20 protein-coding genes are annotated in these 23,107 nt (G+C 65.9%); 10 read left to right on the top strand and 10 right to left on the bottom strand.

Features of this window, described 5'->3' with window-relative positions; all coding sequences use genetic code 11:
• Window position 1: 1 nt before the first annotated feature.
• From IEY58_RS29130 to IEY58_RS29090, 9 genes are all read right to left on the bottom strand, one after another.
• Window positions 2–1,036, bottom strand: coding sequence for an amino acid ABC transporter substrate-binding protein (locus IEY58_RS29130; RefSeq protein WP_189051687.1), 1,035 nt, complete (start codon window positions 1,034–1,036; stop codon window positions 2–4).
• Window positions 1,037–1,109: 73 nt separating this feature from the next.
• The gene (locus IEY58_RS29125) at window positions 1,110–2,054 is read right to left on the bottom strand and encodes a LysR substrate-binding domain-containing protein (protein WP_189051686.1); all 945 of its coding nucleotides are present in this window, start codon (window positions 2,052–2,054) and stop codon (window positions 1,110–1,112) included.
• An 86-nt stretch (window positions 2,055–2,140) separates the two neighbouring features.
• Window positions 2,141–2,890 carry an SDR family NAD(P)-dependent oxidoreductase gene (locus IEY58_RS29120; RefSeq protein ID WP_189051685.1) on the bottom strand — a complete coding sequence of 250 codons (750 nt, stop codon included), beginning with the start codon at window positions 2,888–2,890 and terminating at the stop codon, window positions 2,141–2,143.
• 10 nt (window positions 2,891–2,900) lie between these two features.
• The gene (locus tag IEY58_RS29115) at window positions 2,901–3,614 is read right to left on the bottom strand and encodes an SDR family oxidoreductase (protein WP_189051684.1); all 714 of its coding nucleotides are present in this window, start codon (window positions 3,612–3,614) and stop codon (window positions 2,901–2,903) included.
• A 304-nt stretch (window positions 3,615–3,918) separates the two neighbouring features.
• Entirely contained in the window at window positions 3,919–4,707 is a 789-nt protein-coding gene (locus tag IEY58_RS29110) for a FadR/GntR family transcriptional regulator (protein ID WP_189051683.1), read from the bottom strand.
• A gap of 60 nt (window positions 4,708–4,767) precedes the next feature.
• Window positions 4,768–5,133, bottom strand: coding sequence for a RidA family protein (locus tag IEY58_RS29105; protein ID WP_229744034.1), 366 nt, complete (start codon window positions 5,131–5,133; stop codon window positions 4,768–4,770).
• Window positions 5,126–5,935 carry an SDR family NAD(P)-dependent oxidoreductase gene (locus IEY58_RS29100; protein WP_189051682.1) on the bottom strand — a complete coding sequence of 270 codons (810 nt, stop codon included), beginning with the start codon at window positions 5,933–5,935 and terminating at the stop codon, window positions 5,126–5,128. The genes IEY58_RS29105 and IEY58_RS29100 overlap by 8 nt, the downstream gene beginning before the upstream one ends.
• Window positions 5,936–6,742 carry a shikimate dehydrogenase family protein gene (locus IEY58_RS29095; RefSeq protein WP_189051681.1) on the bottom strand — a complete coding sequence of 269 codons (807 nt, stop codon included), beginning with the start codon at window positions 6,740–6,742 and terminating at the stop codon, window positions 5,936–5,938.
• A 4-nt stretch (window positions 6,743–6,746) separates the two neighbouring features.
• Window positions 6,747–7,637 (bottom strand): 2-hydroxy-3-oxopropionate reductase, encoded by an 891-nt coding sequence (locus IEY58_RS29090; RefSeq protein WP_189051680.1) that lies wholly within the window; start codon window positions 7,635–7,637, stop codon window positions 6,747–6,749.
• A 99-nt stretch (window positions 7,638–7,736) separates the two neighbouring features.
• Here IEY58_RS29090 and IEY58_RS29085 point away from each other — a divergent pair, with 99 nt between their 5' ends.
• The 8 genes from IEY58_RS29085 (at window position 7,737) to IEY58_RS29050 (ending at window position 19,331) form a co-directional block, all read left to right on the top strand.
• On the top strand, window positions 7,737–8,501 hold the full coding sequence (locus IEY58_RS29085; RefSeq protein WP_189051679.1) for an HpcH/HpaI aldolase family protein: 765 nt from the start codon (window positions 7,737–7,739) through the stop codon (window positions 8,499–8,501).
• A 15-nt stretch (window positions 8,502–8,516) separates the two neighbouring features.
• Window positions 8,517–9,734, top strand: coding sequence for an NAD(P)/FAD-dependent oxidoreductase (locus IEY58_RS29080; RefSeq protein ID WP_189051678.1), 1,218 nt, complete (start codon window positions 8,517–8,519; stop codon window positions 9,732–9,734).
• A gap of 429 nt (window positions 9,735–10,163) precedes the next feature.
• A complete protein-coding gene (locus tag IEY58_RS29075; protein WP_189051677.1) occupies window positions 10,164–11,636 on the top strand; it encodes a benzaldehyde dehydrogenase in 1,473 nt (490 codons plus the stop codon).
• Between the two features lie 11 nt (window positions 11,637–11,647).
• Complete coding sequence (locus tag IEY58_RS29070) at window positions 11,648–12,376, top strand: alpha/beta fold hydrolase (protein ID WP_189051676.1); 729 nt, start codon at window positions 11,648–11,650, stop codon at window positions 12,374–12,376.
• Between the two features lie 162 nt (window positions 12,377–12,538).
• Window positions 12,539–14,335 carry a DUF1302 domain-containing protein gene (locus IEY58_RS29065; RefSeq protein ID WP_189051675.1) on the top strand — a complete coding sequence of 599 codons (1,797 nt, stop codon included), beginning with the start codon at window positions 12,539–12,541 and terminating at the stop codon, window positions 14,333–14,335.
• Between the two features lie 14 nt (window positions 14,336–14,349).
• Complete coding sequence (locus IEY58_RS29060; RefSeq protein WP_189051674.1) at window positions 14,350–15,702, top strand: DUF1329 domain-containing protein; 1,353 nt, start codon at window positions 14,350–14,352, stop codon at window positions 15,700–15,702.
• Between the two features lie 87 nt (window positions 15,703–15,789).
• A complete protein-coding gene (locus IEY58_RS29055; protein ID WP_189051673.1) occupies window positions 15,790–16,902 on the top strand; it encodes a WD40/YVTN/BNR-like repeat-containing protein in 1,113 nt (370 codons plus the stop codon).
• Window positions 16,899–19,331 (top strand): efflux RND transporter permease subunit, encoded by a 2,433-nt coding sequence (locus tag IEY58_RS29050; protein ID WP_189051672.1) that lies wholly within the window; start codon window positions 16,899–16,901, stop codon window positions 19,329–19,331. Before IEY58_RS29055 ends, IEY58_RS29050 begins: the two co-directional genes overlap by 4 nt.
• A gap of 4 nt (window positions 19,332–19,335) precedes the next feature.
• Here IEY58_RS29050 and IEY58_RS29045 read toward each other — a convergent pair whose 3' ends face one another.
• Complete coding sequence (locus tag IEY58_RS29045; RefSeq protein WP_189051671.1) at window positions 19,336–19,875, bottom strand: MarR family winged helix-turn-helix transcriptional regulator; 540 nt, start codon at window positions 19,873–19,875, stop codon at window positions 19,336–19,338.
• A 225-nt stretch (window positions 19,876–20,100) separates the two neighbouring features.
• On the opposite strand from IEY58_RS29045, the gene IEY58_RS29040 reads away from it, so the two are divergent.
• Complete coding sequence (locus IEY58_RS29040) at window positions 20,101–20,931, top strand: p-hydroxycinnamoyl CoA hydratase/lyase (protein ID WP_189051670.1); 831 nt, start codon at window positions 20,101–20,103, stop codon at window positions 20,929–20,931.
• Window positions 20,932–20,941: 10 nt separating this feature from the next.
• Window positions 20,942–23,074, top strand: a complete 2,133-nt coding sequence (locus IEY58_RS29035; protein WP_189051669.1) for an acetate--CoA ligase family protein — start codon at window positions 20,942–20,944, stop codon at window positions 23,072–23,074.
• Window positions 23,075–23,107 lie beyond the last annotated feature (33 nt).

Genomic DNA, 23,107 nt, shown 5'->3' with positions numbered 1-23,107 from the left:
CTCAGTCGATCACCAGCGGGAACAGGACGCCGCCCGCGTTCCAGAGAGCGGTGAGCTCTCGATCCATCTTGTAGGGCGACTCCTTGCCGAGATTGCGCTCGAAGATTTCCGAGTAGTTCCCGACCTTCTTGATCACGTTGTAGGCCCAGTCGTCGGACAGGCCGAGGCCCTTGCCCATGCCGGGCGTGACGCCGAGGAACTTCGCGACCTGGGGCGACGTGGGCTTGGCATGGATCTCATCGACGTTCTTGGAGTTGATGCCCTCCTGCTCGGCAAAGAGCAGCGTGGTCAGCATCCAATTCGCAATGTTGAGCCAGTTGTCGTCACCCTGGCGCACGATCATGACTTCAGGTTCGACGGCGAGCACGTCGGGCAGGATGACCTCGTCGTTGACATTGCCCTTCGCGGCGCGCGCGATGGCCAGCACCGGGCCCCATTGCGCATAGAGATCGCAGCGGCCGGAGAAGTAAGCCTGCTCGAGCTCCTCCGTCTTCTCGATCACGACCGGCTCGAGCTTGATGCCGATTTTCTGGGTATAGGCTGCGACCTGCTGCTCCTGGGTGGTCCCCGCCGGAATGCAGATCGTGCCGCCCGCCGCGTCCTTGAGCGACTTCAGGCCGAGCTTCTTATGCGCCATTACCTTCGTCGTGCCGAGGTAGTAGGAGTCCGAGAACTGGAGGTTCAGTTCAGTATTGCGGCTGAGCGTGCCGCCGGATGCCTTGATGACGATGTCGACCTCACTGGACTGGAGCGCCGGCCACCGTTGCGCCCAGCTGATGGGGACGATCTTCAGCTTCGAAGGGTCGCCGAATACGGCGGTGGCCATCGCCCGGCAAAGGTCGATGTCCATGCCCTTCCAGTTGCCCTTGGCGTCAACCTCGGCAAAGCCCAGGTACGAGCCGTCGTGGCCGGTGCATTGGAGCACGCCGCGTGACTTGACGGCGTCGAGTGTTTTTCCGCCGGCCGCTGCCGCGGGCGACGAAAAATGCGTCAGGCTGAGCGCCAACACAGCAGCGCCCCATTTGAGAAGCTTCATGTTCTTTCTCCACTGTTGAAGTTGTTTGGTTTTGTTCTTGGGGGCTATTGATGCCCTCCTTGCAAAGCAGCCTTCAAAGAGGCATTGGCTTTGGTAACTCGGCAAATTTCAGGTCGCGTGCCCAATCCTGTTGGATCAGCCAGCGATGGAACGCGGCTACGGCTTTCACGCGCAAATGGCCGCGCGGTACGATCAAGTAGAAGCCGGGAATTTCCTCCGGCTTCATCTCGACAAGGGCGTCACGGCCGAGCGGAGCGACGAGCGCGCCGGACCGAAAGTCTTCCTCGGCATCAATGACCGAGACCAGGCCGACACCGATCCCTTGCAGCGTGGCGCGTCGCATCGTGGCGGCATCGTCGAAACCAATGCTGCGGTCGCCGTCGGACTGCTCAACACCAAGATGCCGCAAGATGTTGGACCACAGGTGCTTCGACTTGACCAAGTCGAGCAACGTAAAGCTCGTCAAGTCTTGGGCCGATGCAATCTTCTCGGCGATCGCCGGCGTGCAGCAAATAATCTTTGGGTCGCGAACAAGGAGTGCTGTCTCGTAGTCACCCCAGTTTCCGTAGCCCCATTGGACCGCCATATCGATGTCGTCGCGACCGAAGTCCGGCAAGTCGACGATGGTCGTCAGCCGAAGGTCGACACCCGGCAGCATCTCGCGGAACAGCGAGAGGCGCGGCATCAGGTAGTGGGTCGCGAAATACGGGCTCGCATTCAGATTGATCCGGTCGCGATAGGTTGATTTCGTGACCCGTCGGACACCCTCCGCGAACTCGTCAAATCCTGCCTTCACATAGTGCGAGAGCAGGATCGCCGACTCCGTCAACTCGATGGACCGCCCCTTGCGCTCGAACAACGTGACCTGGAGCGTGTCCTCCAGCAGCTTGATCTGCTGGCCGACGGCCTGCGGTGTTACCAGCAGTTCGTCGGCTGCCTGCCGAAAGCTCTTGTGCCGTGCGACCGCGTGAAAGACGCGCAAGGCGTTCAGAGGGGGAAGGCGCGGCTCACGAGACATCGTCACTGCCGCTCCCTCGAAAATTGGCCCTCATGGACTGACCCGCACATCGCCTTCCCGGCCGCCGGACGACCGCTCCTCAGACCTCACGCATAGATGTAACCGCCTGAAACGATGATGTTTTCGCCGGTCATGTAGGTATTCTTCTCGCTGCCGGCCATCAGGACCCATTCGGCGATTTCGGTCGGCTTCGCGCCGCGGCCGAGCGGGCTCGCTTTGGCGAGTTCTTCGAGAAATCCGAGGGCCTTCGCACGCTCGGTGGCCATGCCGGCGGGTGCCACGGAATTCACCAGGATGCCGTCCTTCGCCACATGATGGGCAAAAGACCGCGTCAGGCTGACCACCGCAGCCTTCGTTGCCGCGTAGTGGGCATTCTGCGGATGTGCCTTGAAGGCATCGACCGAGGTCAGGTTCACGATGCGCCCGCGCACCTCGCCTTTCGGCGCCTGGTCCTGCATGTGCCGAACGGCGGCGACCATCATGTGGTACGTGCCCTTGATGTTGATGCCGTTGGAGGCATCCCATTCGGCATCGGTGATTTCGAGCAGCGGGCGGCGCGGATAGATCGCGGCGCAATTGATCAGCGTGTCGACCCGGCCGAGCTCTGCCGCCACCGCGTCAAAAGCCGCGTGGCACTGGGGGCCCACCTGGATGTCGCATCTGGCAGCGGCCGTCGGCAGCCCCTTGGTCCGCGCCGGCTCGAGCGCCGCTTCGGCCGCCTCCTGGTTGATGTCGATGATGCCGAGCTTCGACGCGCCGTTTTCAACGGCCATGCGGGCCAAAAGCGCACCAAGCCCGGCGCCACCGCCGACGATCAGAACCGAAAGATCCTTCATGGCTCACTCCTCATTTGGTGCCGCTGGGGCTGGTCGGGCGGGTTGGCATGATGTCGAAGCGGGTAACGTCCGCTGAAGCCGGCAAGCCAAGGACGGCCACCACCATCCTGGCCACGTCGATCGGCTGCACCGCGACGTTCCCGGCGTACATGGCGGCGCGCGCCTCGGCGTCGAGGATGTCCTTGTAGAGTTGCGTCTCGACGCGACCGGGCACGATCTCCGTGACGCGGATGCCGTGCTGTGAGAGATCCGCCCGCAGAGCTGCCGCGAACCCGGCGATGCCTGCCTTGGCCGCGGAATAGACGGCGATATTCGGAAATGCCGTATGAGCTGCGGCAGAACCGGTGAAGATGATGTGCCCGGCTCCTCGCTCGCGCATCTGGGGCACGACCAGCCGGGTGAGCAGGATGGCCGCACTGAGGTTGACCTCGAGCGTGGCGTCGATGTCCGACACTCTCATGTCGGCAAAATTGCCGAGCGGCGGCATCATGCCGGCGTTGTTGATCAGCACGTCGATCTGCAGATCGCTCACGATCGCCTCGAGAGCATCGCGGTCGGTAATATCGACGGCGATCGGCGTGATCTCGGCCCGTAGCGCCCGCAATTCCTCGAGCGCCGTTTTGCTGCGCCCGACGGCGTAGACCTCATAGCCGGCCGCGCTGAGCTCCACCGCCATGGCGCGCCCAATGCCGCTCGTCGCACCTGTGATGAAGGCTGTTGTCACGTCAACCTCGCTGATTACTTCATTGAGTGTGTGACGTTATTTGGCGCGTGGAAACCAAGAAAACCGGTAAATAGGAAAGTGCAGCTTTTGTATCCGGCCGCCGAAAGAGCCCGCCAAACGCGCGGTTCACTGAGGCAGGGGCGTGCCGAACCCGAGAAAGGCTCGGGCATCTACGGCGACGGGCAATGTTCGGTGTTCGCCCAACGTGGCTCAAGCGAGCGACAACGCCGGCTTTCGCGACGGCGGCCCGGCAACCGAAGCGGGGAGTTTTCCACTTATTGAAGAGGCGGCCTGCGCTGCCACTTTATTTGCCAGCGGTAGCTCGCCCTTTTAGTTCGGCGAAGAGTTTGGCGGCAGCAACTGTTTGGTCCGAGCCCGTCATTTCGACGCCCGATGCAAATGCGAGCGCGCGAACGCGCTCGAGGCTGTTGCAGAGGTGGGCGCGCATCGCCTCCCGGGCAGCGCGACTGTCCCGCCTCTCGATGGCACCGACGATAGCCATGTGTTCGGCGTGAATTCTCGCGTAGTAGGGCTCTTTGACATCGGGCGCTACCACGTGACCGAGCCGGAAGCGCGGCACAATGAAGGGGCGAAGGTAGCTGAGGAACCCGTGGATGAATTCGTTGCGCGTCGCCTTGGCGATGGCCAGGTGGAAATCATAGTCATAGTGGATCTGCACTGCGGTCGGATCCTCATGCAGGGCGTCGATCTGCTCTATCAAGCCGCGGATGGCATCGGCTTCCGCGTCGGTCCGACGCTCGGCACAGAGCCCGGCTGCCTCGACTTCGACGCTCAATCGGAGTTCGAGAAGGGCAATGGTCTCCGGCAGCGTCTTCAATGCCTCGTCCGCGATCGAAAAGTTTCGCGGGGCCGGCGCCTCGCTGACGAACATGCCCTTGCCCTGCTGAGGAATGACCATGCCCTCGGACCGCAGCCGCGCCATCGCCTCCCGCAAGACGCTGCGGCTCACGTCGAATTCAACGCAGAGCTCCGCTTCGGTCGGCAGCTGAACCCCCGGCGGCAGTTGGCCCGAGCGTATCCTTTCGGACAGGCCTTCGTAGACAATCGTGGAAAGCGGCTTGCGTTTGGTCATCAGTCTCTTGCCAACCTGGTCTTCGTCCTCGAGAGGTTATTGCTCCGGCCGGCCGGATTTTCAAACCGCGGCTGTGACGATCAGCTCGACCAGCATGCCGGGCCTGGCCATGCGGCCTTCGCCCGAAGACCGTGCGGGCGCATGTTCCTTCGGCATCCAGGCGTCCCACACGACATTGACCTCGTCAAAATCTCGGATGTCGTCGAGCCACATCTGGACGTGCAGGATCCGCGTCTTGTCGGTGCCCGCCTTCGCGAGGAGGGCGTCGATCTTGCCCAGCACCTCGCGCATCTGGTCGCCTGCCGACTGCCCAGGGCGAGCGACCTGACCGGTCAGATATACCGTGCCATTGTGGATGACGCCGTGGTGGATGCGGGTGTCGAAATCGAAGCGCCGTATATCGCTCATTCGCTTGTCCTCAGTCATGCGCCGGGCGAGGGCGGATCGGGTTGCCTTGCAGGTACTGGGCGTAGGGCGCCTGGACGAGCCAGCCGGCGTCGACCGGCAGCGTCACGCCGGTAATTGATGCGGCGCGGTCCGAGCAGAGGAACAGCGCCGCCTCCGCCACGTCGCGCGGCTCGACGAAACGCTGAAGGGCGGTCGTCGCAATGATCGCCTCCGGATTGCGCTCGCCGCTCGCGATCTTGGCCTTCAAGCCGTCGGAGAGCGTATAGCCGGGCGCGACAGCGTTGACCCGCACGCCCTGCGGACCGAGCTCGGCGGCCAGCATCTGGGTCAGGGCGAGGACAGCGTGCTTGCCGGGCGTGTAGGCCGGCAGCGACAGCGGCGCGAAGGACGCCAGCGAGCCGACATTGAGGATGGCGCCTCGGCCGGCGGCCGCCATGATCCGGCCGAAGACCTGGCAGCCGAGCAGCGTGCCGCGATAGTTCACCCGCCAAAGCTTTTCGTCCTCGTCCAGATCCTGATCGAGCACGCGCTTGCCGCTCTGCAGGATACCCGCACAGTTCACGACAACATGCGGCGTCCCGAAGGCGACCGTCACTTCTCCTCCCAGGGATTGAACGGACTTCTCGCTGCCGACGTCGGTTTCGACAAACCGGGCGGCGGACGCACCGGCCGCCTCGCAAGCAGCGGCGGCTGCGCGTCCGCGCACGACGTCTCGCCCTGCCACGACCACACGCATTCCTTCCTCGGCAAAGCGCAGCGCGATCGCGCGGCCGATCCCCGCGGTGCCGCCGATGACGACCACCGTCTGCGGTTCAGACATCTATGCCGCTCCCCGCCGCTCGATGTTGAAGAACTCGGACATTGCCTGGACCTGGAAGTCCATCATGGGGCGGCCCGGCTGGACGCGGCAGCCGATCTCCCGCGCCGCGCGCAAAAGCGCCGTTTTCGCCGGCTCCATGATGATGTCGACGACCGTCATGTCCGGCGTCAGTTTGCTCGCGTCCATCGGCAGCGGATCGCTCGCCCGCATTCCGACCGGGGTCGCGTTGATCGCCATGTGCATGCCGGAGGGATCGGGCGCGCCAACCGCAATGCGGGTTCCGGGGAACGCCTTTGCGACCAGGGACGCCAGCTGCTCCGCACGGCCGGTATCGATGTCGGTCAAGCGGATTTCCGCGGCGCCTGCTTCCGCGAGGCAGTAGGCGAGCGATGCCCCGGCACCGCCGGCACCCACCTGGAGAATGCGCTGCCCGGCGATCTGGTGCGCACCCGCTTTCAGCGCATCAATGAAGCCGACGCCGTCGAAATTGTCGGCATACCAGGTCCCGTCGGCCTGCCGCCTGACCGAGTTGGCGCTTTGCACGCGCGCGGCACGGTCGTGGGCGCCCGAGCATTTGTGATAGACCGCCGTCTTGTACGGCACCGAGATGATCAGGCCGCGGATGTTCTCGGCGGCCGTGATGCCGGCCCAGAACGTATCGAAATCGTCTGGCCGACAGGTCAGCGGCACCATCAGGCTGTCGAGGCCGCTCTGCTCGAAGATCTCGTTGAAAATGCCCGGGCTCTTCGTGTGCTCGATCGGGTGGGCCAGCATCCCGAATACGTTCGCCTTGCCTGTTCCGCGCATCTGTTCATACCCCTTCAGTCGACAGCTGGTGACCGCTTAACCGCTCCAAGGCCCGCACCAGGCTGGAGTGATCGGCCTCGGCACCGCCGTCCACTGCCGAGCAGGCGTTCATCAGTTCCTGTGCGGTTGCCGTGTTCGGGAGCGAGACGCCGAGGGCGCGCGCGCTTTCCAACGCGAGGCCGAGATCCTTCTGGTGCAGGCGGATGCGGAAGCCGGGTGCGAAGGCGCGCGCTATCATCCGCTCGCCATGCACCTCGAGCACGCGGGACGCGGCGAACCCGCCCATCAATGCCGTTCGAACGGTGGCCGGATCGCAGCCGGCCTTGCTCGCAAAAACGAGTGCCTCGGCGACAGCCTCGATATTCAGCGCGACGATGATCTGATTGGCGATCTTGCAAATTTGACCGGCACCATTGCGCTCGCCGATCAGCGTGATGTTCTTGCCCAGTTTCGAGAACAGCGGAAGCGCCGCTTCGAACTCGGCCTTGGGGCCGCCGACCATGATGGTGAGGCTCGCGGCCTTGGCGCCGACCTCGCCGCCGGAAACCGGTGCGTCCAGATAGCCGGCGCCGCTCTTTCGGAGCGTGTCAGCGAGCCTGGCCGTCGCGATCGGGCTGATCGAGCTCATGTCGATGACCAAGGTGCCGGGGGCGATGCCTTCGATCACTCCCTGCTGCCCGACGAGCACGCGTTCGACATCCGGCGTGTCTGGCAACATGGTGATCACGACTTCCGACTGACGCGCGACCTCGGCCGAGGATCCGACGATTGCGGCGTCGAGGCCGGCCGGAAGCGGCGATCGGTTCAAGACTGTCACGATCTGATGCCCGGCATCGGCCAGATGCCTTGCCATCGGCGCCCCCATGACGCCCAGCCCGATAAAGCCGATCCGCATCCCGCACCTCATTGCCACGACGCTGCTTGCGATGGACATATGCTATATGCTATCTGATGTCAGACAAATTTCAAGTGCTCAAGTTTTGGAGGCGACGGGATGCAAGAGCGTCCAAATCTCCTGAAGGCTGCGATTGCCGCAGGGCGTCCCTGTGTTGGTCTCTGGTGTTCTCTCGCTTCGGCCTTGACGACCGAGGTCGTCGCCGGCTCAGGGGCGGGCTGGCTTCTGATCGATGGCGAGCACAGCCCCAACGACCTGCGGAGCGTGATGGCTCAGCTTCAGGTGCTTGGCGGCTTCACCAGCGAGCCTGTCGTCCGTCTGCCGTCGGACGATCCGACGCTCATCAAGCAGGCGATGGATATCGGCGCGCGCAGCCTGATGATCCCCAATGTGCGATCGGCGGATCAGGCGCGTGCGATCGTGGCGGCGATGAACTACGCCCCGCGCGGCTTCCGCGGTTTCTCGGTGGCGCATCGCGCCAATGCCTTTGGCCGCATTGCCGGCTATCACGCCAATGCTCGTGCGCAGCAGCTCCTCGTGGCGCAGATCGAGTGCGAGACCGGGCTCGCGAATGCGGCGGAAATTGCGGCAGTCGACGGGGTCGACGTCCTCTTCGTTGGCCCCGGGGACCTTTCAACGAACATGGGGGCCATGGGCAATCCCGCGGCCGAACATGTGCAGAAGGCGATCTCGGCAGTACGTGTGGCTGCCGCCAAGGCCGGCAAGGCAAGCGGGATTCTGGCACCGGTGAAAGCTGACGCGGACCGCTATCTCGCAGACGGCTTCACCATGGTGGCGGTGGGATCCGACCTCGGCCTGCTCGCCCGTGGGGCGGATGCGTTGATCGCCTCATTCAATCGTTGATGCGGAGCCTTCGTGATGGCCATTCCCCCGTATAAAGCCCCGAGCCGTACCTCCTATGACATCGTCATCGTCGGTGGCGCGGCCGTTGGATCCTCGACCGCCTATTGGCTGAGCCAGGCGGTCGGCACGAGCGCATCGATCCTCGTGGTCGAACGCGACAGCAGCTACGAATTCTCGTCGACCGCGCTTTCGACCAGCGCGATCCGGCAGCAATACTCGAACCCGATCAACGTGAAGATCAGCCAGTTCGGCATCCGGATCATACAAAGCTTCCAGGAGCGCATGGCGCCCTTCTACAAGGACGAGCTGGCGCCGGACCTCGGCTTCCGCGAGCATGGCTACCTCTATTGCTGCTCGGTCGACGGCGTGGAGGCGGCGCGCGCCCGCGTCGATCTGCAGCGCAGCCTGGGCGCCCATACTGTCTTCCTCGAGCCGGGGCCACTTAAGGATCGGTTCCCTTGGCTCAATGTGGAGGATCTCGGCGGCGGCGCCTGGGGTGCCCGCGAAGAGGGCTGGTTCGATTCCATGGGCCTGCTCAACGGTTTCCGCCGCGGTGCCCGCGCCTCGGGTGTCGAGTACATCGACAATGCCGTGACCGGCCTCGAGCTTTCAGGCGGCCGCGTGATCAGCGCGAAGCTCTCGACCGGCCAGTCTGTTTCGTGTGGAACACTCGTCAATGCCGCCGGCCCGCGCGCCCAGCAGGTGGCGGCGATGGCAGGCCTGTCGATCCCGGTGGAGCCGCGCAAGCGGCACAGCTTCGTCTTCTCCAGCGCCAACCCGATCCCCGGTCGGATGCCCAACGTGATCGACCTCTCAGGCACGTTCGTTCGTCCCGAAGGCGAGCTGTTCCTGACTGGAAACACGCCGCTCAATGACGGTCCAGCCGACTACGACGACTTCGAGACCGATTACTTGGAGTTCGACGACCGCATCTGGCCGGCACTCTGGCACCGGATTCCCTGCTTCGACGCGCTGAAGGTGCAGCAAAGCTGGACCGGCCACTATGAATACAACACGCTGGATCATAACGGCATTGTCGGCTTCCACCCGGAAGTGACGAACTTCATGTTCGCCAACGGCTTCTCGGGGCATGGGTTGCAGCAATCGCCGGCCGTGGGCCGGGCCGTAAGCGAGCTGATCGTTCATGGAGCCTTCCAGACGCTTGATCTCTCGCCCTTCTGCTACGAGCGGATTCCGCGCAACGAGCCCTTCCTTGAGGAAGCGGTCATCTGAGCCCGGAGTGAGCCGCCGCAACCAACGATCTCTGCAGCCCAACATCAAACCCGGCAGCCAAAAGCGCGCCGGGTTTTTTGCATTGGCGCAGCCGCACTGAGCCGCAGCAGCCCCGCAAGGCCGTCCCGCGCCAGAGGCCACGCCCAGAGTTGCACGGTGCTTCAGGCAGATAGCCGTATTGGCTGCATGCCCTGACATCCGTGATCCGGGGCGTCCGTAATCCGGATCGTGCCGCGGGGCTCTCGCGTAACTCTCGGGCTTGCAATCGTCAATCGATCGTACCCGACCGCTCGCGCCGCGTTGCGCATCATGGCTTGCGCCAATAACAATTATATATAATAACAATTATGAAGAACAATCTGATCGATTTGCGTCACCCGCAACTGGAATGGCGCGGAGCGAGCGAACGCGAAGGGGAGGGCGTGCGTCATGGATCTGTCCAGCTACCATTTTCTCGATGCGAAGCGCTGGAGCGGCAGGCTCTGGCTTGGCGGATGGCAGTCGCCGACCGCGGGGACCGCTGCGGTCCGGGAGCCGGCGACGGGCGCCGAGCTGGCGCTCATCGGCGTTGCCACGCCGGCCGACGTGGCGGTCGCGGTTGCGCGCGCCAAGGCGGCGCAGCCGGCCTGGGCCGGGCTCGACCACCGGACGCGCATGAAGCTGCTGCTGAAGGCCGCCGCCGTTCTCGAGAGCCATGGCGACGAGCTCGTCGAGTGGATCGTGCGCGAGAACGGCGCCATCCGGCCGAAGGCGCAGGTCGAGGTCGCGGAGACGGTGGCGCTGTTCCGCCAGGCGGCCGGCATGCTGACCGAGGCGCATGGGGCGGTGCTGCCGTCCCGGGCGGGGCGCCTGAGTTACGGCCAGCGCGTGCCGCATGGCGTCGTCGGCGTCATCTCGCCGTTCAATTTCCCGATGATCCTGGGTGCCCGCGCCGTGGCGCCGGCGCTCGCCACCGGCAACACGGTCGTGCTCAAGCCCGATCCGCGCACGCCGGTCACCGGCGGCGTGCTCATGGCGCGGGCGCTCGATGAGGCCGGTTTTCCGACCGACGTCTTCCACATGCTGCCGGGCGGTGCCGAGGTCGGCCAGGCGCTGGTCGAGCATCCCGACACACGGCTCATCGCCTTCACCGGCTCGACCGCTGCGGGCCGGGCGATCGGCGAGACCTGCGGGCGGCTCTTGAAGCGCATGTCGCTCGAACTGGGCGGCAAGAGCCCGCTGATCGTGCTCGAGGATGCCGATCTGGAGCTGGCGGCGTCGAACGCGGCGTTCGGCGCCTATTTCCACCAGGGCCAGGTCTGCATGGCGTCGGGCCGCATCCTGGTACAGGAACAGGTCGCACAGCCCTTCGCGAAGCTGCTGGCCGAACGGGCCCGGCACCTGCCCGTCGGCAATCCGGCGACCGAGAACGTGGCGCTGGGCCCGATCATCAGCGAGGCGCAGCGCAACCGGATCCACGAGATCGTCCAGGACACGGTGGCGGAGGGCGCCGTGCTCGCGGCCGGCGGCACCTACGAGGGGCTGTTCTACCGCCCGACCGTGCTGAGCGGCGTCAAGCGCGGCATGCGCGCCTATCGCGACGAGGTGTTCGGCCCGGTCGCCAGCATCATCCCGTTCGGGTCGGACGACGAGGCGATCGCGATCGCCAACGACACGGACTACGGCCTGTCGGGCGCCGTTATCTCGCCCGACATCGGCCGTGCGCTGGCACTGGGCGAGCGGATCAATTCGGGCCTCCTGCACATCAACGACCAGACGATTGCCGACGAGGTCGCCAACCCGTTCGGCGGCCGGGGTGCCTCCGGCAACGGCGGCAATATCGGCGGCCCGGCGAACTGGGACCTGTTCACCCAATGGCGCTGGATCACCATCGAGAGCCGGCCGACCCGGAAGCCGTACTGAGGGAGGCCGCGATGGCGCATTTCATGCTGATCCATGGTGCTGCCCACGGCGGCTGGTGCTGGCACAAGGTCGTGCCGCTGCTGGAGGCCGCCGGCCATCATGTGCTGGCGCCCGACCTGCCGGGCCTGGGCGCCGACCCGACGCCGATCGCGGCACTCAGCCTCGATCTCTGGGTCGACCATCTGGTCGATCTCGCCCGCGCCCAGCCCGAGCCGGTCGTCCTCGTCGGCCACAGCCGCGGCGGCATTCTGGTGAGCGCTGTCGCCGAACGGGCGCCGGAACTGGTCAAGCGCGCCGTTTATCTCACCGCCTTCCTGCTCAAGGACGGCCAGACCCTGTGGCAGGAGGCGGTCGCCGACACGGCCTCGGTGATCCCGACCAACCTCGTGCCGGACGAGCGCGCCGGCACCTGGACCGTGCGCAAGGAAGTCGTGGTCGGCGGCTTCTATGGCGATTGCTCGCCCGAGGATCTCGATTTCACCTTTCAGCGCCTCAGGCCTGAGCCGCTGTTCTCGATCCACACGCCGGTCCGCGTCACGGCGGAGCGCTTCGGGCAGGTACCGAGGCATTTCATCGAATGCCTGGACGACCGCGCCATCACGCTCTCGTCCCAGCGCCGCATGCAAGCGGCCTGGCCCTGCGCGCGGGTGTTCCAGCTGCCGACATCGCATTCGCCGTTCTTCTCCGCACCCGAGCGGCTGGTCGACCACCTGATCGCCGGCGAAAGCGCCGCTCCCTGAAATCGTCTGTCAACGGTAGTTTTCACACATAATTGTTATTGAATATAACAATTATGTGTGGTATTGAAGATCGGCGATCAGCGGTCCAGAGCGGCCGTCGGGACGCGCAACGGTCAAGCCCGCCAAGACGGGGCGCCGACAAAGAAAATTCGGGAGGCAAGCATGGTTCCGCTTACGGGGCGCAGCATATCCAGGGCCCGTTTGTTGTCGGGCATCGCCCTCGGCGTACTGGCGGTGGCGGGCACGGCGGGCACGGGCACGGCATGGGCCGACCAGATCGACGCCGGCGATCCCGACTGGTCGCTGCGCTGGGACAATACGCTCAAATATTCGAACGCCTTCCGCGTCGGCAGTTTCGATCCGGCCGTGGGTGGCAATTTCCAGCCGCTCAACAGCAACGTCAACGACGGCGACCGGAACTTCCGCAAGGGCCTGATCTCGAACCGCGTCGACATCCTGTCCGAGTTCGACGCCGTCTATCAGGAGCACACCGGCTTCCGCCTGTCGGCCGCCGCCTGGTACGACACGGTCTACAACCAGTCGACGACCAACCACGACCCGACGAGCACCAACAACGCGTTCGAGGGTGTCAACCAGTTCCCGCAAGGGACGCGCGTGCTGCACGGCAAGGACGTCGAGGTGCTCGACGCGCTGGTGTTCCACACGTTCGAGCTGCCGAGCGAGCAGGCGCTCACCGTCCGTGTCGGGCGCTTCTCCCAGCTCTATGGCGAGACGCTGTTCATGGGCGCCAACGGCATCGCCGCCGCCCAGGCGCCGATCGACGTCGTCAAGGCACTCTCCGTGCCGAACTCGCAGTTCAAGGAGATCATGCTGCCGGTCGGCCAGGCGTCGTTCAATTGGGAGCTCGGCCACGGCCTGCTGCTCGGCGGGTATTACCAGTTCGAATATCGGCCGGACCGCTTGCCGGGCGTCGGCAGCTATTTCAGCGATGCCGACGTGTTCGGCGCCGGCGCCGAGACGTTGTGGCCGCCCGGGCAATTCGCCGGCGCCGTGCCGGGCCTCTATTTCGCCCACGGCAAGGACCTGATGCCCGACAGCCAGGGGCAGGGCGGCGCCGAGCTGCGCTGGAAGGCGACCAAGAACTGGGAGTTCGGCCTCTATTTCGCGAACTATCACGAAAAGGATCCGGCGGCCGACTATCTGATCGAGACCGGCGTCGCGCCCGTCACCTTCGGCGACGGCGTAAGCGCGCTGCGCATCGGCAATTTCCGCACCGCCTATAACCAGAACGTCCAGACCTACGGCGCCAGCTTCGCGACCGCGGTCGGCGACACGAATGTCTCGGGCGAGATCTCGTTCCGCCACAACCAGTCGCTCGCGACTGCCGACAGCGCCGGCGGCAACGGCGGCATCATCTTCGCCAATGGCTCGAGCGACAATCTCTCGAGCACCCGCTACCTGCGCGGCGACACGCTGCACGCCAACATCTCGGCCATCTCGCTCCTGACCGAAAACGGCATCTGGGACGGCGCCTCGATCGTCGGCGAGCTGGGTTTCAACCATCTGCTCGACATCCTGAACAAGGGCGACAAGGCGACGGTGCTGGGGCCAGGCGGCGTGCTCTTCGCCGACAGCACCATGTCGCTGAACCCGACCAGCACCCGTAGCGCGTTGGCAGCTCGGGCGGTGTTCGAACCGTCGTTCTTCCAGGTGATGCCGAACCTCGACGTCACGACGCCGATCGGCCTCGGCTACGGCCTCTACGGCCGTTCCGCACTGGGCTCGCACATCGGCAACTTCAACGCCCAGAACGTCGGCGACCTCAGCCTCGGCGTGAAGGGCAAGTACGACAACGTCTGGAACGTCTCGCTCACCTACACGAGCTACTTCGGCCCGAAGGGGCAACCAACGGCAGGCGGTGCGGCGCGCTACCTGTCCTATGCGCAGGATCTGCATGACCGCGATTTCATCGCGTTCTCGCTGTCGCGCACGTTCTGAGCCGGGGAGGAAACATGAGGAAGAACAGCACGGCCGCGCTCGGCGCGGCGCTCACGGCGACGCTCCTGCTCGCAGGTGCCGCCGAGGCCGGCATCTCGCCGCAGGAGGCGGCGAAGCTCGGGCACGAGCTGACGCCGTTCGGCGCCGAGAAGGCCGGCAACAAGGACGGCTCCATCCCGGCCTGGGACGGCGGCCTCACCAAGGCGCTGGTCCCCAGCACGGGCCCGCTGCCGGCCGATCAATACCCGAACGAGAAGCCGCTCTTTGTCATCGATCAGAAGAACGTGGCGCAATATGCCGGCAAGCTCAGCGAAGGCCAGAAGGCGCTGATTGCCAAGTATCCGGACTATCACCTGACGGTCTATCCGTCGCACCGGACGTTCGCGGCCCCGCAATGGGTCTATGACAATGACCTGAAGAACGCGGTGAACGGCCAGCTTGGCGACAACGGCCAGTCGGTCAAGGGCGTCTACGGCGGTACGCCGTTCCCGATGCCGAAATCCGGCATCGAACTCTATTGGAACCACACGCTGCGCTACGTGTCGCCGTCGAACAGCTACCGGATCCAGAATTTCACCGGCAATTCCGACGGCTCGGTCACCATGACGGTGAGCGCCATCGACAATCATCAGTCGCCTTATTACGAGCAGGACGGCTCGGCCGACAAATGGGACGGCGAATATGCCTTCGGCCGGCTGCAGAACGTGGGGCCGGCGTTCAAGGCGGGCGAGATGCTGGTGATCCGCGACAGCGTCGATCCTTCGACGCCGCGCCAGGCCTGGCAGTACCTGGTCGGCCAGCGCCGGGTGCGCCGGGCGCCGACCGTGGGGTACGACACGCCCGACTTCGTGGCTTCCGGCGCCAATTATTTCGACGAAGTGTTCGGCTTCTGGGGTGCGCCCGACCGCTATGACTGGAAGCTGATCGGCAAGCAGGAAATCTACGTCCCCTACAACGACAACGCATTCTTCCAGCTGCCGTCGGCGCAGGCGCTCACGGCCCACTTCCCGAACGCGGACAAGCTGCGCTGGGAGTTGCACCGGGTCTGGGTCGTCGAGCTCTCGCTCGCGTCCGGCAAGCGCCATGTCGTGCCGAAGAAGCGGGTCTATTTCGACGAGGACAGCTATGCGGCGCTCATGACCGACGGCTATGACGCCGACGGCAAGCTGTGGCGCACGGCCTACATGCTGCCGCTCAACGTCGCCGACGGTGGCTACGATTTCATCGACACCACGATCGTCCACAACCTGCAGGCCGGCACCTACAGCGCGATCGAGGTCTTCAACGACGGCTACTACAAGAACGTGGCGCCGCGTCCCGACAGCTTCTTCACCGGCGACTCGCTCGCCTCGGAAGGCGTCCGCTAGTTCCCCTGAGCCTTGGGGAGCGGCGGGGGGAAAGGCCGCTCCCAATTTTTCGGGCTTCTTCAGATTTTCAATTTCCAGGGCGTCGCCATGCTGCGAGCAACCTTCCTCGGCGCATCCATGCTGCTGCTGGCGGCGACGGCCTCGGCCGCGTCGCTCGCCGACCTCTCCGGCGGCACGGCCGATCCGCTGAAGAACCCGTCGGCCCTGTCGCCGCACAGCCTCCACCTGCTGATGACCGCGGTCGCCTGGACCGGCGAGCGGCTGGTCTCCGTCGGCGAACGCGGCACGATCCTGCTGTCGGACGATCAGGGGGCATCCTGGCGCCAGGTGCGCTCGCCGGTCCGCGCGACCTTGACGGCGGCGACGTTCCCGGCGCCCCAAACCGGTTGGGTCGTCGGCAATGGCGGCGTGCTGCTCCAGACCCGCGACGGCGGCGAGACCTGGGCGAAGGCGTTCGACGGCGTCGAGGCCGCGGCGATCGAGCTTGCGGCGGCCAAGGCGGCGCTCGAGCGGGCGCCAGGCGACGCCGCAGTCCAGCGTCGGATGCGTGAGGCGGAAGGCCTGGTCGCCGACGGCCCGGACAAGCCGCTGCTCGACGTCCGCTTCCTCGACGAGACCCGGGGGCTGGTCGTCGGCGCCTACGGGCTTGCGTTCCGGACCGACGACGGCGGCCGGCATTGGCGCTCGATCATGGGCGAGATCGACAATCCGGCGGGCCATCACCTCTACGGCATCGCCGCGACGCCCGATGCTCTCGTGCTGGTCGGCGAGCAGGGCGCCGTGTTCCGCTCGACCGACGGCGGCCAGAGCTTCCAGGCCGAAAAGCCGGTCGGCCGAGGCAGCCTGTTCGGCGCGGTGACCACCCGATCGGGCGCGCTCGTCGCCTTCGGCCTGCGCGGGGCGCTGTTCCGCAGCGAGGATGGGGTGAACTGGGCACGCATCGGCAGCCGGTCGGCCAGCATCAATGCCGGCGCCGTGCTCGCGGACGGCACGGTCCTGCTGGCAGACGAGACCGGCACGCTCGCGCGCAGCCGGGACGACGGCCGCAGCTTCGAGGATATGCGGCTGCCCGACCCCACCCCCTGCTTCGGCCTTGCCGCGGCCGGCAGCGACGCGCTCGTCGTCGCGGGGCCCGGCGGCAATGTCCGCGTCCCGGCGGCGCTCGTCCGCGGGGCTAACGCACAGGGAATCGCACAGTGAATAGAGACATCTCGCCGATCGAGCCGCCCGCCATCCGGGATCTCAAGGATTTCGACCGGTCGTCCGGCAGCCTGCTCGAACGCATCCTGTTCAACAATCGCCTGGCGATCGTTCTTGTCTGCGTGCTGGCGACGCTCGTCCTCGGCTACCAGGCGACGAAGCTCGAGCTCGCGGCCAGCTTCGAGAAGATGATCCCGACGAAGCAGCCGTTCATCGTCAATTACTTCGAGCACAAGAACGATCTGGCGGCGCTCGGCAACGTCGTGCGCATCGCGGTCGAGAACCGGAGCGGCACGATCTTCGACAAGGACTACCTGGAGACGCTGCGCCAGATCAACGACGAGGTGTTCCTGATCCCCGGCGTCGAGCGGCCGTATATGAAGTCGCTCTGGACGCCGGCGACGCGCTGGACCGGTGTCACCGAGGACGGGCTCGACGGCGGGCCGGTCATCGACGACACCTACGACGGCTCGCCGGCGGCCTTGGACGCGGTGCGGCGCAACGTCGAGCGCTCCGGCGAGATCGGCCAGATCGTGGCATCCGACTTCAAGTCGAGCATCGTGCTGGTGCCGCTCATGGAGCGCAATGCCGAGACCGGCCAGCGGCTCGACTACCGCGCGTTCAGCCAGCGCCTGGAGGCGCTGCGGCAGGCCCATCAGTCGGACAAGATCGCCATCCACATCAATGGCTTCGCCAAGATGGTCGGCGACCTCATCATCGGCATGCACGAGGTGCTGGCGTTCTTCCTGATCGCGATCCTGATCTGCTCGGGCCTCTTGTTCTGGTATACGCGCTGCCTGCGCAGCACGATCGTGGTGATGGCCTGCTCCTCAATCGCGGTCGTGTGGCTTCTGGGGCTGCTGCCGAGCCTTGGCTACGAGCTCGATCCCTATTCGATCCTGGTGCCGTTCCTGGTGTTCGCCATCGGCATGAGCCATGGCGCGCAGAAGATGAACGGCATCACCCAGGACATCGGCCGCGGCACGCACCGGCTTATCGCCGCCCGCTATACGTTCCGCCGCCTGTTCGTCGCGGGCCTGACCGCGCTGCTGGCCGATGCCGTGGGCTTCGCCGTGCTGATGCTGATCCAGATCCGGGTGATCCAGGAGTTGGCGATCGCCGCCAGCATCGGCGTTGCCGTGCTGATCTTCACCAACCTCGTGCTGCTGCCGATCCTCCTGTCATATCTGGGCGTCAGCGCCATGGCTGCCCGGCGCAGCTTGGCCGCGGCCGAGCGCGCGCTCGCGGCGGATGAGGCGCGGCACCCGTTCTGGCACTTCCTCGACCGCTTTACCGAGCCGCGCGTCGCCGGTGCGGCGGTCGCGGGCGCCGTGCTGCTTGGCCTCGGCGCGGCTGCCGTCGGCCATCACTTGAAGATCGGCGATCTCGAGCAGGGTGCCCCGGAGCTGCGCCAGGACTCGGTCTATAACCGCGACGACGCCTACATCACGGCCAACTACGCCGCGAGCAGCGACATCTTCGTGACCATGGTCACGACGCCGCCCGGGCAATGCGCGCGCTACGACACGCTCATGCGGGTGGATGCGCTCGAATGGGACCTGGCCCAGCTGCCGGGTGTCGAGGGCACCCTATCGCTCGCCACCGTCGCGAAGCGCATGGGCATGGGCATGAACGAGGGCAACGCCCGCTGGTACGACGTGCCGCGCAACCAGGACACGCTCAATTTCGTCGTCAACCGGGCGCCGCGCGACGTGTTCAACGTCAATTGCGACTTCCTTGCGGTCTACGCCTATCTCAAGGACCACAAGGCCGACACGCTGACCGCGGTCAGTGACGCGGTCGGCCAGTTCGCCCAGAAGAACGACAGAGCCGACGCGCATTTCCTGCGCGCGGCCGGTAATGCCGGCATCGACGCCGCGACGAACATCGTCGTGAAGCAGGCCAATTCCGAGATGCTGGTGCTGGTCTACGGCGCAGTCGTCGTGCTGTCCTTCATCGCGTTTCGCTCCTGGCGCGCCGTCGTCTGCGCGGTGCTGCCGCTCATCCTCACCTCGACGCTGTGCGAGGCGCTGATGGTCTCGCTCGGCATCGGCGTCAAGGTCGCGACCCTGCCGGTGATCGCCCTCGGCGTCGGCATCGGCGTCGATTACGCGCTCTATGTGCTGACCGTGACCCAGGCCCATCTGCGCCAGGGCATGTCCCTGTCCCAAGCCTATTACCGGGCGCTGCTGTTCACCGGGCGGGTCGTGGTGCTGACCGGCTGCACGCTCGGCCTCGCGGTTGCGACCTGGGCGTTCTCGCCGATCAAGTTCCAGGCCGACATGGGCATCCTGCTCGCCTTCATGTTCATCTGGAACATGCTGGGCGCGCTTGTCCTGCTGCCAGCGCTCGCCTGCTTCCTCCTGAACGGCGGCCGGCGCAGCCGCGCCGTGCCGCTGGGCGTCTGCCAGGCCGAGATCGATGGCTGAGCTGTCAGTCGTAGTCGGCCGCGAGATCGTCGGCACCCGGCGCGCTGGCGATCAGCAGATGCAGCATCTTCAGGAGCGAGGCCTTCGCCTCCTTGCCCAGCAGGTCGGCCAGATGGTCTTCGAGCTGACGATGGATCTCCTCCATCTGGGCGACGAAGAGCGTGCCGTAGGCGGTCAGGTTGAGCGAGTGGGAGCGCCGGTCGTGCACGGAGGCGTCGCGGCGGATGAGGTCGCGCGCCTCGAGCTCGTCGAGCAGCCGGACGAGATTGGCGCGCTTGATGTAGAGCGCCTCGCTCACCTGGGTCTGCTTGATGCCCGGATTGCGCGCGATGACCGTCAGGATGCCGAACTGCGACGGCCGGATGTTGATCGCTTCGAACCGCGCCTGGAACTCCTTGAATACGGCGAGCTGCGCGCGCCGGAGCGCATAGCCCAGGATCGTGGGGAGCGGACCGACATCGACCGTTTCGATCGTGTTCAGGTTGCCGTTCTCGACGGACGGCGCCGTCTCGGCCGACTTGCGGCCACCGGCAGCACGACGCACGCGCGTCTCCTCTAGTCGTTTGTTCGGCAATGAATTCCACCCTCATCTTCCGCAGTTTGCCGGCCCTCCGCCACTGCGTTCGGTTCATCCCATTCGCGCGATTTGCCGCTGTTCAGCCTGCGGCGTCAATTGACATCGTGCATAATTGTTATCTATCATAACAAACTAATCGAACCCATGGAAGACACTCGTCGCATGGGGAAAATCTCACCCAAGGAGCATGTCATGGCGTCCTACGAAGGCCGATGGAAAACCGTCAAAGTCGAAATCGCGGACGGCATCGCCTGGCTGTATTTCAACCGGCCGGACAAGCGGAACTGCATGAGCCCGACGCTCAACAAGGAGATGCTCGAGGCGCTCGAGGACCTGGAGCTCGACGGTGACGCCGGCGTGGTCGTGCTGACCGGCGAGGGGGCTGCCTGGTCGGCCGGCATGGATCTCAAGGAATATTTCCGCGAGACTGACGGGCAGCCGGAAATCATGCAGGAGCGCGTGCGACGCGACGCTTCGACCTGGCAATGGCGCGTGCTCAGGACCTACAGCAAGCCGACCATCGCCATGGTCAACGGCTGGTGCTTCGGCGGCGCCTTCTCGCCGCTCGTCGCCTGCGACCTCGCGATCGCGGCCGATGAGGCGGTCTTCGGCCTGTCCGAGATCAACTGGGGCATCCCGCCCGGCAATCTGGTGAGCAAGGCGCTCGCCGACACGATCGGGCACCGCGCGGCACTGCACTACATCATGACCGGCGACACGTTCAGCGGGGCCGAGGCGGCGGCGATGGGCCTGGTCAACAAGGCCGTGCCGCTCGCGTCGCTCCGCGAGGAGACGATCGAGCTCGCGCTGAAGCTGCTCGACAAGAACCCGGTCGTGCTGCGCGCGGCCAAGAACGGCTTCAAGCGCTGCCGCGAGCTCACGTGGGAGCAGAACGAGGATTATCTCTATGCCAAGCTCGACCAGGCGCTCCATCGCGATCCGGACGGGGGCCGGGAGAAGGGCATGAAGCAGTTCCTGGACGACAAGAGTTTCAAGCCCGGCCTCGCCAGCTACAAGAAGTGAGGGGCCGGCCATGACGCGCGTTCATCCGCGGAGGGCCGATCCCACGGCCATCCGACGCCTGTTGCGGCCGCGCTCCGTCGCGATCCTGGGTGTCTCGGCGACGCCGACCGCGCTCGGCTCGGCGGTGCTGCGCAATCTCGACCGGGCGGGCTATGCCGGCGAGATCCATCTCATCAACCCGAAATATACCGAGCTGTACGGCCGACCCTGCCTCAGGTCGGTCGACGATCTGCCCGACGGCGTCGACTGCGTCGTGCTCGCCATTCCGCGCGCGGCGGTCCTGGAAGTGCTCGCGGCGTGCGGCCGCAAGGGCATCGGCGGTGCCATCGTGTTCTCTGCCGGCTTTGCCGAGGCCGGCGAGAGCGGGCGCGCCGATCAGGCCAGGATCGCCGAGATCGCGCGGACCCACGGCATGGCCGTCGAAGGGCCGAACTGCCTCGGCATGGTGAATTACGTCGACGGCGCGCCGCTGACCTTCGTCGATATTCCCCAGCACCGGCCCTCCGACGGCGCTGGCATCGCGATCCTGTCGCAGAGCGGCGCCATGGCGGCGGTGCTGACCGTCGGGCTGCGGCACCGCGGCCTCAACCTCGCCTATTCGGTCTCGACCGGCAACGAGGCGGCGAGCGGCATCGAGGACTATCTCGAAGAGCTGCTCGACGATCCGCAGGTGCCGGTCATCGCCATGATCGTCGAGCAGTTCCGCGAGCCGGGCCGCTTTCTCGATCTTGCGGGGGAGGCGCGGCGCCGAGGCAAGCGTCTCGTCCTGCTGCATCCGGGGCGCAGCAGTGCCGCCCGCGCCTCGGCCGCGACCCACACCGGTGCCATGGTCGGCGACTATCAGGTCATGCGCACCAAGGTCGGCCATGCCGGCGTCGTCGTCGTCGATCGGCTGGAAATGCTGCTCGACGTCGCGGAGATCATGGCGCGCTGCCCGACCCTGCCGCAGGGTGGTGCTGCGGTGATGACGGAGTCCGGTGCCTTCAAGGCCGTGACGCTTGATCTCTCAGAGGAGGTCGGGCTCGACCTGCCGCCGATCGGTGCCGAGACCGCCGCCCTGCTCCGCGCGGCGCTGCCCGATTTCATCCCGCCGACCAACCCGCTCGACCTGACGGCACAGGCGCTGGTCGACCCCGATCTCTATAACCGCACGCTGCCGGCGCTGCTGGGTGACGCTGCCTACGGCGCCGTGCTGATGGGCATCATCCTGTCCGATCCGGAAACCTGCGCGCTCAAATTCCCGGCCATCCTCTCGGCGATCCAGCGGCTCCGGCCGGAGAAACCGCTGATCTTCGCGGGCCTGGACGAGGGTGCCGAGGTGCCGTCCGCCTATGTCGACGAACTGCGTGCGCTCGGTGTGCCATTCTTCCCGACCGCGGAACGGGCGCTCGCCGCGATCGCCTGCCTGGCCCGCGCCTGCCTTGCTCGCGCCGGGCAGGCGGAGCGGGCGGTGCCGGTCGAACCCGTGGTGCCGCTCGTGCTCTCGCCCGGCGTCATTCCGGAATATCGCGCGAAGGCGATCCTGCAGACGCTCGGGATTCCCGTCCCGGAGGGCGCTCTCGCCGGCACGCTCGCCGAGGCGCAGGCGATCGCGGAGCGCGTGGGATATCCGGTGGCGCTGAAGGCGCAGTCGCAGGCCCTCTCGCACAAGAGCGACGTCGGCGGCGTCGTGCTGGGCCTCGCCACGGCGGTGGCGCTCGCCGAGGGCTGGGATCGGCTGCATCGGGCAATCGGCGCCGCGCGGCCCGGACTGGCGCTCGACGGCGTACTGGTCGAAGCAATGGGACGCAAGGGCACGGAACTGATCGTCGGCGCCCGCAACGATCCTGATTGGGGGCCGGTGCTGCTGGTGGGCCTGGGTGGCGTGCTGGCCGAAGCGCTGGGCGACGTCCGCCTGCTGCCGCCCGACCTCAGCCACGAGGCCATCGTCCAAGAGCTCCATCGGCTGAAGGCGGGGGCGCTGCTGCGCGGCTTCCGCGGCAGCCCGCCGCTCGACGTCGACGCCGCCGCCCGGATCGCGGCCCGGCTCGGCGCCTTCATGCTGGCCAATCCGGCCGTTGCCGAAGTCGACATCAATCCGGTGGTGCTGCTTCCGGCCGGAGAGGGCGCGCTGGCGCTCGATGCGCTGATCTCCGTCGAATAATCGAGACAGGAACAAGCAGCCGCGTTTCCACGC

Source organism: Aliidongia dinghuensis (assembly GCF_014643535.1).
Taxonomy (GTDB): Bacteria; Pseudomonadota; Alphaproteobacteria; order ATCC43930; family CGMCC-115725; genus Aliidongia; species Aliidongia dinghuensis.
Note: the sequence above shows the minus strand (reverse complement) of the source record. Positions and strands in the feature narration are given on the sequence as shown.